At 70.1% G+C, this 14,813-nt stretch carries 16 protein-coding genes and 1 tRNA gene; 3 read left to right on the top strand and 14 right to left on the bottom strand.

The window, feature by feature from the left end; genetic code table 11:
- The 6 genes from DWB05_RS08210 to DWB05_RS08185 form a co-directional block, all read right to left on the bottom strand.
- On the bottom strand, positions 1-653 hold a 653-nt coding region (locus DWB05_RS08210; protein ID WP_456298228.1), incomplete at its 3' end, for a Y-family DNA polymerase.
- Between the two features lie 28 nt (positions 654-681).
- Positions 682-1,578 (bottom strand): ROK family protein, encoded by an 897-nt coding sequence (locus tag DWB05_RS08205; RefSeq protein WP_114376725.1) that lies wholly within the window; start codon positions 1,576-1,578, stop codon positions 682-684.
- Positions 1,578-3,215, bottom strand: coding sequence for an AMP-binding protein (locus tag DWB05_RS08200; RefSeq protein ID WP_114376623.1), 1,638 nt, complete (start codon positions 3,213-3,215; stop codon positions 1,578-1,580). The genes DWB05_RS08205 and DWB05_RS08200 overlap by 1 nt, the downstream gene beginning before the upstream one ends.
- Positions 3,216-3,219: 4 nt before the next feature.
- On the bottom strand, positions 3,220-3,585 hold the full coding sequence (locus DWB05_RS08195) for a DUF6285 domain-containing protein (RefSeq protein ID WP_114376622.1): 366 nt from the start codon (positions 3,583-3,585) through the stop codon (positions 3,220-3,222).
- The gene (locus tag DWB05_RS08190) at positions 3,582-4,607 is read right to left on the bottom strand and encodes a phosphotransferase family protein (protein ID WP_114376621.1); all 1,026 of its coding nucleotides are present in this window, start codon (positions 4,605-4,607) and stop codon (positions 3,582-3,584) included. The genes DWB05_RS08195 and DWB05_RS08190 overlap by 4 nt, the downstream gene beginning before the upstream one ends.
- On the bottom strand, positions 4,600-5,808 hold the full coding sequence (locus tag DWB05_RS08185) for an acyl-CoA dehydrogenase family protein (RefSeq protein WP_114376620.1): 1,209 nt from the start codon (positions 5,806-5,808) through the stop codon (positions 4,600-4,602). The genes DWB05_RS08190 and DWB05_RS08185 overlap by 8 nt, the downstream gene beginning before the upstream one ends.
- Positions 5,809-5,924: 116 nt before the next feature.
- Between DWB05_RS08185 and DWB05_RS08180 the strand changes: the two genes are divergently transcribed.
- Entirely contained in the window at positions 5,925-6,173 is a 249-nt protein-coding gene (locus DWB05_RS08180) for a sulfurtransferase TusA family protein (protein ID WP_114376619.1), read from the top strand.
- Entirely contained in the window at positions 6,170-7,102 is a 933-nt protein-coding gene (locus DWB05_RS08175; protein WP_114376618.1) for a histone deacetylase family protein, read from the top strand. Before DWB05_RS08180 ends, DWB05_RS08175 begins: the two co-directional genes overlap by 4 nt.
- Positions 7,103-7,150: 48 nt before the next feature.
- On the opposite strand, the gene DWB05_RS08170 is transcribed toward DWB05_RS08175, so the two are convergent.
- The 4 genes from DWB05_RS08170 to DWB05_RS08155 form a co-directional block, all read right to left on the bottom strand.
- Entirely contained in the window at positions 7,151-8,170 is a 1,020-nt protein-coding gene (locus tag DWB05_RS08170) for a magnesium transporter CorA family protein (RefSeq protein ID WP_114376617.1), read from the bottom strand.
- Positions 8,171-8,244: 74 nt separating this feature from the next.
- Positions 8,245-8,883, bottom strand: coding sequence for an exopolysaccharide biosynthesis protein (locus DWB05_RS08165; protein ID WP_157967125.1), 639 nt, complete (start codon positions 8,881-8,883; stop codon positions 8,245-8,247).
- A 72-nt stretch (positions 8,884-8,955) separates the two neighbouring features.
- The gene (locus tag DWB05_RS08160; RefSeq protein WP_114376615.1) at positions 8,956-10,932 is read right to left on the bottom strand and encodes a TRAP transporter permease; all 1,977 of its coding nucleotides are present in this window, start codon (positions 10,930-10,932) and stop codon (positions 8,956-8,958) included.
- A gap of 163 nt (positions 10,933-11,095) precedes the next feature.
- The gene (locus tag DWB05_RS08155; protein WP_114376614.1) at positions 11,096-11,356 is read right to left on the bottom strand and encodes a twin-arginine translocase TatA/TatE family subunit; all 261 of its coding nucleotides are present in this window, start codon (positions 11,354-11,356) and stop codon (positions 11,096-11,098) included.
- Positions 11,357-11,550: 194 nt separating this feature from the next.
- On the opposite strand from DWB05_RS08155, the gene DWB05_RS08150 reads away from it, so the two are divergent.
- Positions 11,551-11,640, top strand: a tRNA-Ser gene (locus DWB05_RS08150).
- Between the two features lie 108 nt (positions 11,641-11,748).
- On the opposite strand, the gene DWB05_RS08145 is transcribed toward DWB05_RS08150, so the two are convergent.
- From DWB05_RS08145 to DWB05_RS08130, 4 genes are all read right to left on the bottom strand, one after another.
- The gene (locus tag DWB05_RS08145; RefSeq protein ID WP_114376613.1) at positions 11,749-12,078 is read right to left on the bottom strand and encodes a DUF3240 family protein; all 330 of its coding nucleotides are present in this window, start codon (positions 12,076-12,078) and stop codon (positions 11,749-11,751) included.
- Positions 12,079-12,166: 88 nt separating this feature from the next.
- Positions 12,167-13,183, bottom strand: coding sequence for a sodium-dependent bicarbonate transport family permease (locus tag DWB05_RS08140; protein ID WP_114376612.1), 1,017 nt, complete (start codon positions 13,181-13,183; stop codon positions 12,167-12,169).
- A gap of 12 nt (positions 13,184-13,195) precedes the next feature.
- On the bottom strand, positions 13,196-14,161 hold the full coding sequence (locus DWB05_RS08135) for an NUDIX domain-containing protein (protein WP_114376611.1): 966 nt from the start codon (positions 14,159-14,161) through the stop codon (positions 13,196-13,198).
- Between the two features lie 225 nt (positions 14,162-14,386).
- The gene (locus DWB05_RS08130) at positions 14,387-14,698 is read right to left on the bottom strand and encodes a 4a-hydroxytetrahydrobiopterin dehydratase (RefSeq protein ID WP_114376610.1); all 312 of its coding nucleotides are present in this window, start codon (positions 14,696-14,698) and stop codon (positions 14,387-14,389) included.
- Positions 14,699-14,813: the final 115 nt, after the last annotated feature.

The following is a 14,813-nucleotide window of genomic DNA, read 5'->3' as shown; positions in this document are numbered from 1 at the left end:
ATACCGGGCAAGGCGGACACCGGTAAAGGCGCGAGCACCGATCGGGCCTCGCGCTTCCCGATGACGGAGAAGCCCCTCGGCTTGTCCCGCTCCGCCGCGAGCTTGGCGAGCAGTCGGTTCGGCGCGAGCCCGATCGAAACGGTGAGGCCGAGCTCGTGTTCGACCGCGCGCGCGAACCGGGCGAGCGCCACCGCGGGTGGGGCGCGATGCACGGCCTCGGTCCCCGTCAGATCGAGCACGGCCTCGTCGATCGACAGGGGCTCGACCAACGGCGTGAGCGCCAGCATCCGTTCCCGCAAGGCCCGGCCGACCGCGGCATATTTCGCGAAGTCGGGGCGAATCACCACCGCCTCGGGGCAGAGCCGGAGCGCCTTGAACATCGGCATCGCCGAACGCACGCCGAAGCGGCGCGCGACGTAGCAGGCTGCGGTGACGACGCCGCGACGCCCGCCGCCGACGATGACCGGCCGGTCGGCGAGATCGGGCCGATCCCGCTTCTCGACCGCAGCGTAGAAGGCATCGGCATCGATGTGCGCGATGGCAAGGCGAAACAGGTCCGGGTGCGCGACGAGCGCCGCCGACCCGCAGGCAGCACACCGGCTCTCGTCGTCGCCCGCGCCGAACGCGATGCAGTCTCGGCAGAGCCAGGGCACGCCCCCTCCCCGCCCCCACCGGCTCCGCTCAGCCCTCCCCCGGCCCCCAGAGCCAGGCGGCACCGCGCACGCCGGAGGAATCGCCGTGCTTCGCCTTCAGGATGGGGGTCGTGACCACGTCGGAGAAGACGTAGGGTCGAAGAAGCCGGGGCACCACCTCATACAGGTGATCCATGTTGGAAAGTCCCCCACCGAGCACGATCGCGTCCGGGTCGATCAGATCGATCACCACGGCGAGCCCGCGGGCGAGGCGATCGGCATGGCGGGCGAGCGCGGCGCGCGCCCGCTCCTCGCCGGCCGCGGCGCGGGCCGGGATCGAGGTGGCGTCGCGCGCACCGGGCCCGTCGCAGTCCTGGGCGAGCCCCGTGCCGCTGATCCAGGTCTCCAGGCAACCGTGGCGACCACACCAGCAGCGTTGCCCCGGGGTCTCGATGGCGGAGGGCCAGGGCAACGGCGTGTGCCCCCATTCGCCGGCGATCGCGTGCGGGCCCGTCAGCACGCGCCCCTCCACCACCACCCCGCCGCCGCAACCGGTGCCGAGGATGACGCCGAACACGACGCGCGCCCCGGCGGCCGCGCCGTCGGTCGCCTCCGACAGCGCGAAGCAGTTGGCGTCATTCGCGATGCGCACCGGGCGCCCAAGCGCCGCCTCGAGGTCGCGGTCGAACGGCCGACCGTTGAGGAAGGTCGAATTCGCCCCTTTGACGAGGCCCGTGGCGGGGCTGAGGCAACCCGGCATGCCGATGCCGACGCTGCCGCGGGCCTGCGTGGCGCCGTCGGCCGCCGCGACGAGGTCGGCGATCATGCGCACCACGGCCTCATAGTCGCCGGGGGTGGCGGTGCGACGACGGTACCGTTCCGCCCCCGTTTCATCGAGCGCGATGATCTCGGTCTTCGTCCCGCCGAGATCGATGCCGTAGCGCATCATCCCGCCGCCTCCGCGCCCGCCTCGCCGCGCAGGCGCGCGCGCAGGGCGAATTTCTGGATCTTGCCCGTCGCCGTCTTCGGCAAGGGGCCGAAGGTGACGTGCCTGGGCACCTTGAAGTGGGCAAGGCGGTCGCGACAGAAGGCGATGATCTCCTCGGCGGTGATGTCGTCCTCGCAGCCGGGCTTGGGGGCGATGAAGGCGTGCGGGACCTCGCCCCAGAACGGATCGGGGTGCGCGACGACGGCGGCTTCCATGACCTTGGGATGGGCGTAGAGCACCTCCTCCACCTCCAGGCTCGAGATGTTCTCGCCGCCCGAAATGACGATGTCCTTCGCCCGGTCCTTCACCTCGACATAGCCGTCCGGGTGCATGACGCCGAGATCGCCGGTGCGGAACCAGCCCTGGTCGAACACCGCCGCGTTCGCCTTCGGGTTGCGCAGGTAGCCCTTCATGATGGTGTTGCCGCGAATGGCGATCTCACCGATCGTGGCCCCGTCCGCCGGCACGCGTTCCGCCCGATCGCGCGCGAGCACGGCGACCTCCTCCAGGGTGGGAAGCCCCACCCCCTGCCGGGCGAGGAAGGCAGCACGTTCGGCGAGCGGCCGGGCGTCGAGCCCAGGCTGCCAGGCGTTCATCAGGCTGGGCCCGTAACATTCCGTCAGCCCATAGAGATGCACGATGTCGAAACCCATCGCCTCCATCGCCGCGATCACCGGCGATGGCGGGGCGGCCCCCCCAGTCGCCGCCGTCACGCGGTGCGGAAAATTGCGACGGGCTTCGGCCGGTGCGTTGATCAGCATGGTCAACACCACCGGCGCCGCGCACAAGTGAGTCACCCCATGTTCGGCGATCAGCGCGAAGACACGCGCGGGCTCCACCTTGCGCAGGCAGACATGCACGCCGCCCTGCAGCGTCACCGCCCAGGTGTAGGTCCAACCGTTGCAGTGGAACATCGGCAGCGTCCAGAGATAGACGCTGCGCGGCGAAAGCCCTAAGGAGAGCGCGTTGCCGCAGGCGTTGAGGTAGGCGCCGCGATGGTGGACGACGACGCCCTTCGGGTCACCGGTGGTGCCGGAGGTGTAGGACAGGCTGATCGCATCCCACTCGTCGGCGGGCGGCGAGACGGGGAACGACGGATCACCGGAGGCGAGCAGGGCCTCGTATGGCATGGCGTCGATCGCCGCCCCGTCGGGGCCCTCCGGATCGTCGATCACGACCACGATCGGCGGCGTGTCGAGCTCCTCGAGCGCCCGGGCGGCGATCGCGGCGTATTCGCGATCCACCAGCAGCACTTTCGCCCCCGAATGGGCGAGGATGAAGCGGATCGTTCCGGCATCAAGCCGGATATTGATCGGGCACAGCACGGCATTGGCCATCGGCACGCCGTAGTGCGCCTCGAGCATCTCGGGGATGTTCGGCATCAGGGCGGCGACCACGTCCGCGCGGCCTACACCGAGGCGCACGAGGCCTGAGGCAAGGCGACGCGCGCGTTCGAGGAGTTCGGCATAGGTGTACGCCCGAGCCCCATGCAGCACGGCCGGACGCGCGCCCCACGCATGCGCCGCACGCCTGAGGAACGAGACGGGGCTCAGCGGCACGAAATTCGCCCCGTGCTTCGGCAAGTCGTCTTCCATGGCGTCATCCTCCCGCGAGCGTCTTCGGTGCGCTCGTTTCGCATCGGAGCCGAGCGAGATCGGCGAGCAGTGCGGCCACGACGTCGTGCCGTTCGCTTCCCGGGTCGGCAGCGCCGGAGCGGATCAGCGCGCAGAGCCCGGCCCAAGGGTCATCCACCCTCCCGCCAAGCGCGGCGGCGCGCGGCTCGAGTGCCGCGAGGCGGGAGGGATCGACGGCGATCATCCGCTGCGCGATGCCGAGCGCGTTCGCCACCATGCGCGCGGCCAGCCGATGCGTCTCCGGCAAGGCGGGCAGGAGTTCCTCCAGCACGGTGGCGCGCGCGATCGCGAGCAGATCCGCCGCGTCGGGGCGTTCGAGCACGCCGCTCATGCCGCCCGCTCCAGGGCCGCCTCGCGCGCCGCCACCTCGCGCAGGATATGCCACTCGAGCTCCGGCACGATGTGCGGCGTGAGTGCCAGTTCGAGCGAAGGCTCGCGACCGGAGAGGTGGCGCGCCCCTTGCGCCAGCGCGATGGTCGCCCAGCGCAGATGGGCGGCGAGTTCCCACCAGGCGACGCGCGCCGGATCGGGCGCCGCACCGCCCGCCTCGACATAGCCCGCGTACAGTGCGGCGCGAGAGCCGACACCGCCAGCCTCCATGGCGAGATTGCCGAAACGCCAGCAACGGGCGCACAGCCAGCCGAGATCGGCGTGCGGGTCGCCCCAGCCGGCGAACTCCCAATCCAGCACGGCCGCGAGCTCCTGGTCCGTCCAGAGAATGTTCCCGGTGCGGAAGTCGTTGTGGCAGAGCGAGGCCGCGATGGGGCCGGGCGCGGTGCGGCGCAGGTGGCGCAAGCCCCACTCCAGGATCGGGTGCGGGCCGGCGGCATCGAGCGCGCGCTCCTGTTCGGCGCAGAAGGCGAGGCAAGCGTCGGCCGGGGGCACGCCGAGGAAGGCGAGATCATCCCCCGCCGGGCGCAGGCTGTGGATGCGGGCGAGTTCCCGCCCCATCGCGCGCGCAGCGGCCTCGCGCCCGCCACCCACCGCGTCCCACTTCACCACGCGGTGCGCCGCGGCGATGCCCTCGACCCGGCGCATGACGAGGAACGGCGCGCCGATCACGCCGGCATCGTCGCAGGCGAACAGCGGTTCGGCGACCCTCACGCCGGCGGCATGGGCGGCACGGAGCAGCGCGAATTCCTCCCTGCGCCCGTGCGACATCTCGAGTGTGGCCGGGTTGTCGGTGCGCAGGACCCAGCGTTCCTCCCGCCCGTCGCCGCGGCGCACGGTGAGACCCCAGTTCTGCTGTATGGCGCCGCCGGACAGCCGCTCGAGCGCGGTGATGGTGAGGCCGGCGTCGTCGGCCGCCCGCGCGAGCCACGACCGCAGGCGCTCGCGACGCCCCTCATCCATCGCGGCGTGCTCCCCAGGCGAAGAAGTGCCTCCCTTCCCGGCGCAGGAAGCCTGCCAGCACCATGCGGTGCACCTCCGAGGCGCCATCGACAAGCCGCGCCTGGCGGGCGTAGCGGTAGATCCACTCCACCGGCGTGTCCTTCGAGTATCCCTTGGCGCCGAGGAGCTGGAGCGCCGTGTCCGCCGCGCGGTGCAGCGCATCAGCCACCACCACCTTGGCCATCGAGATCTCCTTCCGCGCGAAACTCCCTTGATCGAGCGCCCAGGCCGCGCGCATGACGAGCAGACGGCCGATCTCGATTTCCATCGCGGCTTGGGCAAGCAGGCCCTGCACGCTTTCGCGATCGATCAGCGTCATCCCGAAAGACCGTCGGCGCGCCACGTGATCGGTCGCGATTTCGAGACAGCGGCGCGCGAGACCGAGCCAGCGCATGCAGTGGGTCAGACGCGCGGTGCCGAGGCGGATTTGCGTCACCTTCAGCCCGTCCCCGACACCGAGCAGGCGCTGCGAGTCCGGAATGAGCAGTCCGTCGAAGACGAGCTCGCAGTGCCCGCCGTGCTCTTCGGGGCCCATGATCGGAATGCGCCGCACGATCGACCAGCCGGGGCTTTCGGCGTCGAACAGGAAGGCGGTGAGGCCCTTGCGCTCATCTTCGGAGGTGCGCGCGATGAGGATGAAGATCTTCGCGTTCTCCGCCCCGGTGATGAACCACTTGCGGCCGGTGATGCGCCAGGCGTCGCCCGCGCGTTCGGCGCGGGTATAGGTGAGGGAGGGGTCGGAGCCGCAGCCGTCGGGCTCGGTCATCGCGAAGGCCGACTGCACGCGGCCGTCGATGATCGGCTGCAGCCAGCGTTCCTTCATCTCCTCGGGCAGGATGCGCTCCAGCAGCAGCATGTTGCCGTCGTCCGGTGCGGCGGCGTTGAACACGACGGGGCCGAAGATGGAGCGGTTCATCTCCTCGTAGGCGACCGCCATGCCGACGCGCGACAGCCCCCCGCCGCCGCGCGCCCTCGGCATCGCCAAGGCCCACAGCCCTTCGCGCTTCGCGTCCTCCCGCAGGCGCGCCAGCAAGGGAGGGGCGAGGTTCTCGTGCGCGTCGTAGGAGGCAGGGTCGGCCTCGAGGGGGATCAGCCGCTCGTCGACGAAGCGGGCGATGCGCGCACGCAGCTCCTCGAGTTCGGCCGGCAAAGCGAAGTCCATCGGTCCTCCCCGTGCGGCGGTTCAGCCCGTCGTCCCGTACCGAGGTGCCACGGCCTGGAGGTCGGGGGCAAGACGCCGGGCTTGCCGAGCGCGCAGCGGCTGCGCACCATCGGGGCATGGAGGAAACGACCCTCGACCTCAAGGGCCTCACCTGCCCGTTGCCCGTGCTGCGCGCCAACAAGGCGCTGCGCACCCTACCCGATGGGGCACGGTTGCGCGTGCTGGCGACCGACCCGGCGTCGGTGGCGGATTTCCGCAACTACTGCGAAACGACCGGGCACGCGCTGATCGCGGTGAGCGAGGCGCAAGGGGTGTGGTCCTTCGTCATCCAGAAGCGCGGACGCTCCGCTGAGGGTTCGGCATGACGGTCGCCCTCTTCACGCATCCGGCCTGCCTCGACCACGACACCGGTCCCGGCCATCCGGAGCGGCCGGATCGGATCCGCGCCATCGAGCGGGCCTTGGAGGCGGAGGAGTTCGCCACCCTCGCCCGCGAGCAGGCGCCGCGCGCGACGGTGGAGCAGCTCACACGAGCCCACCCGCAGCGCTATGTCGAGGGGATCCTCTCGATCGCCCCGCCGATCGGCGAGAGCGTGATGCTGGACGGCGACACGGTGATGAGTGCAGGGTCGCGCGAAGCGGCGCTGCGTTCGGCCGGGGCCGCGGTCGCCGCCGTCGATGCGGTGATGGAGGGTTGGGCGCGGGCGGCGTTCTGCGCCACGCGCCCGCCCGGCCACCACGCCGAGGCTGCGCGCCCGATGGGGTTCTGCCTGTTCTGCAACGCGGCGATCGCGGCGCATCATGCGCGGGCGCGCTGGGGGGTGGAGCGGGTGGCAGTGCTCGACTTCGACGTCCATCACGGCAACGGCACCCAGGCGATCCTGGAGGACGACGGCAACTTCTTTTACGCCTCGAGCCACGAGATGCCGCTTTTCCCCGGTACCGGGCATCCGCACGAACGCGGGGTCGCCGACAACGTGCTGAACGTGCCGCTCGCCCCACTGACCGGCGGGCCGGAGTTCCGCGCCGCGTGGGGAGACGCGATCATTCCGGCGGTGCGCGCTTGGCGGCCCGATCTGATCATCCTCTCGGCCGGGTTCGATGCGCATGAGCGCGACCCGCTTGCCACCCTGCAGGTGCGTACGGCCGACTTCTCGTGGCTCAGCCGCGCGCTCGTCGAGCTCGCGGATGAGCTGTGCGGAGGGCGTATCGTTTCGATCCTGGAAGGCGGATACGATCTCGTCGCGCTTCGCGAATGCGCCACCGTGCACGTGCGCGCGCTGATGCGAAGCTGAGGGGCGCTCTCGACCGCACGTTCCCAGTCCTGCCATCCGGCGGCGCGACTACAGCCAGCCCTTGCGGCGGAAGTAGAGAACGGGCAACACGGCCGAAACGATCATCAGCACCAGCGCCAGGGGATAACCGATCCCCCACTCCAGTTCGGGCATGAACTGGAAGTTCATGCCGTAGATGGAGGCGATCAGCGTCGGCGGCATCAATGCGACCGCGACCACCGAGAAGGTCTTGATCACCGCCGTTTGCTCGATGTTGATCAGGCCCAGGACCGCATCGAGCAGGAAGGTCGCCTTCTCGTTGAGGAAATGCGCGTGCTCCTGCAGGCCCCGCACGTCGCGCGCCAGCGTCTTGATGCGCGGCTTGTTCTCCTTCCGTATCGCCGTCTCCTTCTCGGCGGCTATGAAGGCGAGGATGCGCGAGAGCCCGACCAGCGTGTCGGAGGCGCGCGCCGTTGTCTCACCCACCTGGCCGAGCGCGATCAGCGCATCCTTCAACGCGGCGTCCTTGGCCGAGGCCGTCTCGCGACTCTTCGCCAGCTTGAAGGCGGCGTGGCTGCGGCGGTCCATCTCCGCCCCGACGCGTTCGAGGATGTCGGCCAAGCGATCGACCACATGCTCGAACAGGCCGAGCATCACCCCGTCCGAGGTGGTCAGCATCGATGGGTTCTTCTGCGCCCGCGCGGCGAACATACCGAAGGCCTTGGGGGTGGCGTGGCGCACGGTGACCAGAGTCTGGCTCGTGAGCACGAAGGTGATCGCCGCCGAGCCGAGTTCCCCCGTCTCCGACCCGTACATGAAGGGGGCAGTGAGGAAGAGCACATCGCCTTCGCGATAGAGGCGCGACGAGGCCTCGATCTCCTGCTGCTCCTCGCGCGTCGGCAACTCCGCGCCGATCAGCCGCTCCACCAGCCGCTCCTCGGCTTCCGTCGGTTGCAGGAGGTCGATCCACACCGGCAGGGCGGGTGGCGGCGGCGGCTGATCGGGCAGCGCGGCCGGCGCGTAGGCCAACGCGGGCAAAGCTTCGCCGACGATCAACTGGCCGGCTTCGACGCGATAGGTGGTGATCATCCGGGCCCCCGCTCATCCCTCACTGCCCCGCCTTCTAGCGAAGCGCCTTTGTCTTCCGAAAGTCGAAAGCAGGCTCAAACGTAGCCGAGAAGCCGCGCGCCCAGGCCCACGATGGCAAGCACGATGGCGATGTCGATGGCGATCGCGAGCAGCAGCACGACGATCGAGACCACGAACAGGCGCCGGTCCGCCTCGATCAACGCGACCGACATCACCACGATGGCAAGCGCCGGTGCCGGGTTGCCGAAGGGAATGGGCAAGGCGAGCAAGGTGGCGTTGATGGACAGCAGGACCGCGGCGACCACCTCGACCGTGCGGTTGGGCAGCGGCAGCGTGCCGGGACGGACCCGTGCCTCAAGCCGGGCGAGCCACGGCTTGGCGCGTAGGATCACGGCCTCGAGGGCGGCGCGTGGGACGCTCCGTTCGCGGATCACCTTCGGCAGCACGGGCTGGGGGTAACCCGCCAGCATCATCAGCGCGAGCAGGATGATCGGGGTCCCCAGCACGCCCGACAGCCCGGGGATCGGCGCCGGGATCAGGTTCGGCAGGGCGAGCACGAGCATGAGCAGCCCGTAGCCACGGTCGCCAAGGGCGCTCAGCAGGTCGCCGATGGCGATCCGCTCGGCGGGCCAAGCGCGGCAAAGGTCAAGCAGCAGGTCGGATGCGCGCTTGCGCTCGCGCTGGGCCGTGCCCGGCGGGTCTGGGCTCCGCATCGCTTGCTCGCGCCACTCCATCGGTCGGCCGCGACCCTGCCAGCCCGCCCTTGGCCAGGCAACCGCTCAGCGTCAGGCAAGCGCTCGCGAAGCCCGGACACGCTGCCACAGCGCGATGGCGGCACCGAGGGCGACGCCGAAGACGTCCGTGTAGCCTTCGGGAATGATGCAGAGCACCGCGGCGGCGCCGCACGCAAAGCGCAGCGGCAGGGAAAGACGCCCGGCCAGCCAGCCCTCGGTTGCGCAGGCCAGCAACACGACGCCAAGGAAGGCGGTGAGGAAGGCCTGGGCGACGGCAAGCAGCGGCCCCTGCGCCAGCAGGGCGGGGTTCAAATAGAACATGTACGGAACGATGAACGTCGCCATGCCGAACTTGAGTGCAGTGAGGCTGGTGCCCCACAGGTTGCCGCGAGCGAGCCCGGCAGCGGCGAAGGATGCGAGCGCCACCGGCGGCGTGATGGCCGACAGCACGGCGTAGTAGAAAATGAACATGTGGGCGACGAGCGGCTCCACACCCATGCGGATCAGCCCCGGCGCGACCACGGCAGCGGCGATGGCGTAAGCCGCGGTGGTCGGCACGCCCATGCCGAGAATGAGGGCGACGACGGCTGCAAACGTGAGGGCGAGCACCGGCATCGAGCTTCCGAGCTCGAGCAGGATGGTGGCGAAGCGGCCGCCGATCCCCGTCAGCCCGATCACGCCGGCGACGATGCCGGCCGTGGCGCAGACGGCGATGAGCTGCAGCGCCTCGCGGGCGCCGACCCACAGCGCTTCGCAGATCGCCTCCCAGAGCTGCAGCACACTGCCGCCGACGGCGGCAAGCACGCCTTCGCCCTGCAGGAAAAGACGATGGGCGAGGAACGTTCCGGCCATGATCACGATGGTGGCGGCAATGCCAAGGCCCGCAGCGCGAAACGGCGAGTAGCCGGACAAGAGCGTGGCGATCAGGATGGCGAGCGGAGCGAACAGGTAGGCCCTGACCAGCAAGGCCCCGAGCGGCGGCAGTTCCGAGCGCGGCAAGCCCCTGAGCCCCGCCTTCAGCGCATGCAGGTCGGCATGCATGAAGCAGGCGACGTAGTACAGCAGGGCCGGAATGATCCCGGCGATCAACACCTCCGTGTACCGTACGCCGAGGATCTCGGCCATGATGAAGGCGCCCGCGCCCATGACGGGGGGCGCGAGCTGGCCGCCCGTCGACGCGGTCGCCTCCACGGCACCGGCAGTGTCCGGATCGTAGCCAGCCCGTTTCATCATCGGAATGGTAAAGGTGCCCGAGGCGACGACGTTGGCGACCGACGAGCCGGAAACGGTGCCGAACATGGAGCTCGCCACCACCGCCACCTTGGCCGGACCACCGCGCGACCAGCCGACGAGCGCCATGGCGAGGTCGTTGAAGAAGTCGCCCGCGCGCGAGGTCTGCAGGAAGGCGGCGAAGGTGACGAACATGATGATGAAGGTGGCGGAGACCGAGGTGGTGATGCCGAAGATTCCCTCGGTGCCGATGAGGAAGTTCAGCGCCTCGCGCCACGGCACGCCGCGGTGATAGAGCGCACCGGGCAGCCAGGGGCCGGCAAAGACGTAGGCGATGAAGACGAGCGCGATGATCGGCATCGCGAGCCCCGCCGTGCGCCGCGCGAATTCAAGGAGGATCAGCAGCGCGGCGAGCCCGATCGCGGTGTCGCGCCAGTTCGGGCCGAGGAACGAACGCATCTCGATGCCATCCGCATCGAGGACGAAGTGCGCCACGACGGCGACCGAAGCGGCGATCAGCAGCCAGTCGTACCAGGGAATGCGGTCGGGTCGCCCCCGCTTGTGCGCGGCAAACAACCCGAGCCCAAGCACCGCGCCGAGGAAGACATGAATGGGGCGGCCGATCGTGGGGTCGATCGGCGAGACGAGCAGGACCCAAAGGTGGAAGGCGACGAACGCGATGCCGAACCAGCGGAAGGCGGAGGCGAGAAGGCCGTCCAGGCGGCGGCGCAGGGACGGCGCTTCGAGCTCCAGGATGCGGTTGGCCTCGTCGCGGTCCTGGGCAGTCGCCTGTGCCATCCAGTCCCCCCTTGTGCTCCAGCTGGGCAGCGTCGCCGGCAGCCAGAGCGGCGTGCGTGCTCGCGGCGGCGTGAGGCCGGAGACTATGGCAGAGCGGACGTCAATGGAACGGCCAAGCCGGACCGGCGCCGCGTGGCGGCGCCTCCGTCAGTGGCGGCGACTGTCAGCTGCGCGGCGCCGAAGACGAGGCCGCTTCCGCCTGACGGGCCGCCGTCTGCGTCTCGGGGCCCGGCAGGGTACCCGAAGGCTTGGCCTGCGCGTCGGCGGCGGTCGTCGTCTCCTCCTTCTCGTCCTTCAGGTTTTGCCGGAAGGACTTGATCCCCTTGGCGAGGTCTCCCATCAGCCCGCTGATCTTGCCGCTGCCGAACAGCAGCAGGATGACCAGCAAGACGACGAGCCAGTGCCAGATGCTGAAGGTACCCATCGCGTGTTCGTCCGTCCCGAAGTGGATGGCGGCAACCGGGACCGCCCCGGCGTTTTCGCTTATGTGGGGCGGACACTAGCCGAAGCGAAGGGGCCCGCGAAGGGGGAGGGAGCGGTTTTGCGCCGCCAGGCAAGCCATGGCCGCGTGCAGGGCCCTTGTCGGCTGGCGTCGGCGCTGCGATTGTCCGCGCATCGGGAGGGATGGCCGAGTGGTCTAAGGCGCGCGCCTGGAGAGCGCGTACACGGGCGACCGTGTCGTGGGTTCGAATCCCACTCCCTCCGCCAGCTGCCCGCAGCGGGGGTGCAGGTCGAAGCCGTCGATGGTCCTGACCGCCCCGGCAGGCCGAGGACCAGGCGGAAAGCCTGCCGCGGGCGCCGGACGAAAGCCTGACCTCACTCCACCCCTTCCATGCCGCGGGCCGTGACCTTGCGCGGCATGATCGCGATGTCCTGCACGATCGCCTTCACACGGTACCCCCCGCGCATCAGCGCATCGATGTCCTCGAGCACCCGCTCGAGCCGCTGTTCCGACATGATCACATAGATCAGCACGTTGCTGTCCACCCCGAGCATGCCCGAGCGCAGCCCCGTCGTGCCCGCCCCGGTGCAGGGAACGAGGGTGTAGCCGCCGATCTCGCGCCGCTTCAGCGTGTCGATGAGCAGGCGCTGCAGTTCGACCGGGGCGATCAGGGTGAGGAGTTTCTTGTTCTCGAGGGGGCGCATCGCCGGCTCCTTGCACGTCCGCCAGGAAAGAGGCCCTGAGGGTAAGTCCTCCTCGCCTCTCCCGCCATTCCCGCCGGGGCGTGGCTCGTCAACGCCACATGAGCTCCGAGATCGCGTGGTAGAGAGGGATTCCCGCGATGATGTTGAACGGGAAAGTGAGCCCGAGCGCCATGGTGAAGTAGATGCCCGGCCGCGCTTCCGGCACCGCATAGCGCAGGATGGCGGGCACCACGATGTAGGAGGCGGAAGCCGACAGGGCGGCGAGCAGCACCGCATCGCCCTGTGCGAGGGAGAACGCGCGCGCCAGGAGGAGCGCGAGCGAGCCGTAGACCATCGGCGCGATCAGCGCGAAGGCGGTCAGCACGTGCTCGAGGCGGAACTCCTTCTCGCCGAACTGGCGGCCGACGACCAAGCCCATGTCGAGGAGAAAGAACGCAAGGATCCCTTTGAAGAGGTCCGCGAACAGCGGCTTCAGCTGCTCCTGGGCTTGCGCGCCGGCAAGGACGCCTATGATCAGGCTGCCGACCAGAAGAACATGACCGCCATAGGCGACCGCCTCGTAGATCGTCCTTCGGAGCGACAGCGCCGGGATGACCTCGTCCTGCACCACGGCCGCGGACAGGGACTGGGCGGCCGGCGCCGTCTTCGCGCGCAGCACGCTGGCCAGCATCACGGCGAGGATGATGGCTGGCGTTTCCATCAGCACCATGGCGACCGCCATGTGGCCGCCGAACGGGATGCCGTTCTTCGTGAGGAACTGCTGCGCGGCGATGAAGGTGACCGCGCTGACCGAGCCGTAGGTGCCGGCGACCGCGACGGCGTTGAACGGGTCGACGAGCCGACGCAGCATCAGGAACGTCAAGATCGGCACGAGGATCGCCATGATCAGCGCGGCGAGAACGGCGAGCGCCCCCGACGTCGACAAACCCTCGACAGCGAGCGTGGTACCACCCTTCAGGCCGATGGCCACCAGCAGGTAGAGGCTGAGGAACTTCGTGACCGGCTGGGGAAGCTCGAGATTGGAACGGATCAGTCCGGCGACGACGCCGAGAACGAAGAAGAGGATCGCCGGATCGAGCAGATTCCGCGCAGCCGCCTCGAGCATCCCTCCCTCCTCTCAGGCCGCGGCTTGCCGCCGCTGGCCGCTTGCGTGCCCGACGGTCGAAGCCGTGCCCGATGAGGCGACCTCGGCGAGCGTGTGCCAGGCGCCGAGGCGCCGCCCGTCAGCGCTCTCCATCCCCGCAGTCGGACCGTCGCGCAGGAAGACCGGACAGGGTGGCAGGCCATGCAGCCAAGCGAGCGCGCGTTCCGTCGGAGCGTCGATCAGCAGGGCATCCGCTCCCGCCGCCGCTGCCGCCGCGACATCGGCAGCGGAGGCGCAGGTCGCGAAACGGAGAAACGGGGCGCGCGCCGTCGGCACCGGAAGACGGTCGGGCATATCGGCCACCCCGGCGGCCCCCGCCTGGATTGCCGCCTGCAGATCCCCCCGCACCAGCACGACACCGCCCGCACCGCGCGCAAGCCCGACAAGGCGACGCGCCAGCATGCGTCGTGGCGCCGGAGCGAGCTCGGGTTCGTCGACCAGAAGGGCGGCGCGGCCGGCGGCGGCCAAAGCCGGCGCAAGCGCCAACGCGGCGTCCATCGCGTGCGGGCCGGCGCGCGTACTGAGGATCACCGGCGGCAGGCCGAGCACCGCCATCACGCGCAGGTTCGACGGCAGGATCGGCCCGACCTCCGGGAAGCGAGGATCAACCCAGGCGATGCGCTGACCTTCCCGCCCCTGCGCGGTCCCGCGCCAAGCGGTGACGAGGAAGAGGTGCAGGCGAATGCGCCGGGTGGCGAAGAGGTGCTCGTGAACCGCGAAGGGCACGAGGGCGAGAGCCTCGAGCCCCACCTCTTCGGCAAGTTCGCGCGCCGCAGCTTGCGCCGGCGTCTCCCCGTCCTCGATCTTGCCGCCCGGCAGTTCCCAGAAGCCGGGAGAAAGCTGGAAGGCCTGACGTTCGGCGAGCAGGACCTTCCCGGCCTGATCCCGCACGATCGCAACACCGGCGTCGATCAGGGGGCGCGGCCAGCGCGTGGACATCGCTCGATTCCCCCTTGCTGCCCTGCCCGCGGGACCGACCCGGCGGTCAGTCCGGCCAGACCTCCGGGCCGATCGCCGCCGAACGCCGAGGAGAAGACGGCGGGGCGGCGGGAGCGGACTCGATCCGCTCAGCCAGCGCCGTGGCGTCGGCCGCCGTCGTGGGCCCCGATGCCCGGCGACCAGCGCCTGCCTTGCCGGTCGCCCCGCCTCGCTTCGAGCCCCCCGTCACGACGATTCCCCCTCCAGGAGGGCCGCCACCGCGAGGGCGAACCGCGCTGCTTCCGCCGCCGCCTCATCACCCTGCCCTTCGAGGTGAATGGTGACGTTGACGTGGCGGGAGGCGAAGTTCAGATCGGGGTAGCGGCCGGTCTGCTCCGACAGTTTCGCCAGGCGATCGAGAAAGGCGGAGGTCGCGGCGTAGTTGGGGAACTCGAAGCGGCGGAACAGGCTGCCGCCCCGGCCGATCACCGACCAGCCCTCCGGGATGTCGCTCACCGCCTCGCCTCGACCATCCAGCAGCGTGACAGCGCCCGTCATGAAACGGGCGGCTGCCCGTCAGCGACCGGAGACTTCGGCAGGATCTGCTCCACCTCGGCGTGCGGGCGGGCGATGATGTGCGCCGCCGCCAGGCCGTCGCCGACCCGCTCGCAGG

Source organism: Elioraea thermophila (ex Habib et al. 2022) (assembly GCF_003336755.1).
Classification (GTDB): domain Bacteria; phylum Pseudomonadota; class Alphaproteobacteria; order Acetobacterales; family Acetobacteraceae; genus Elioraea; species Elioraea thermophila.
Note: the sequence above shows the minus strand (reverse complement) of the source record. Positions and strands in the feature narration are given on the sequence as shown.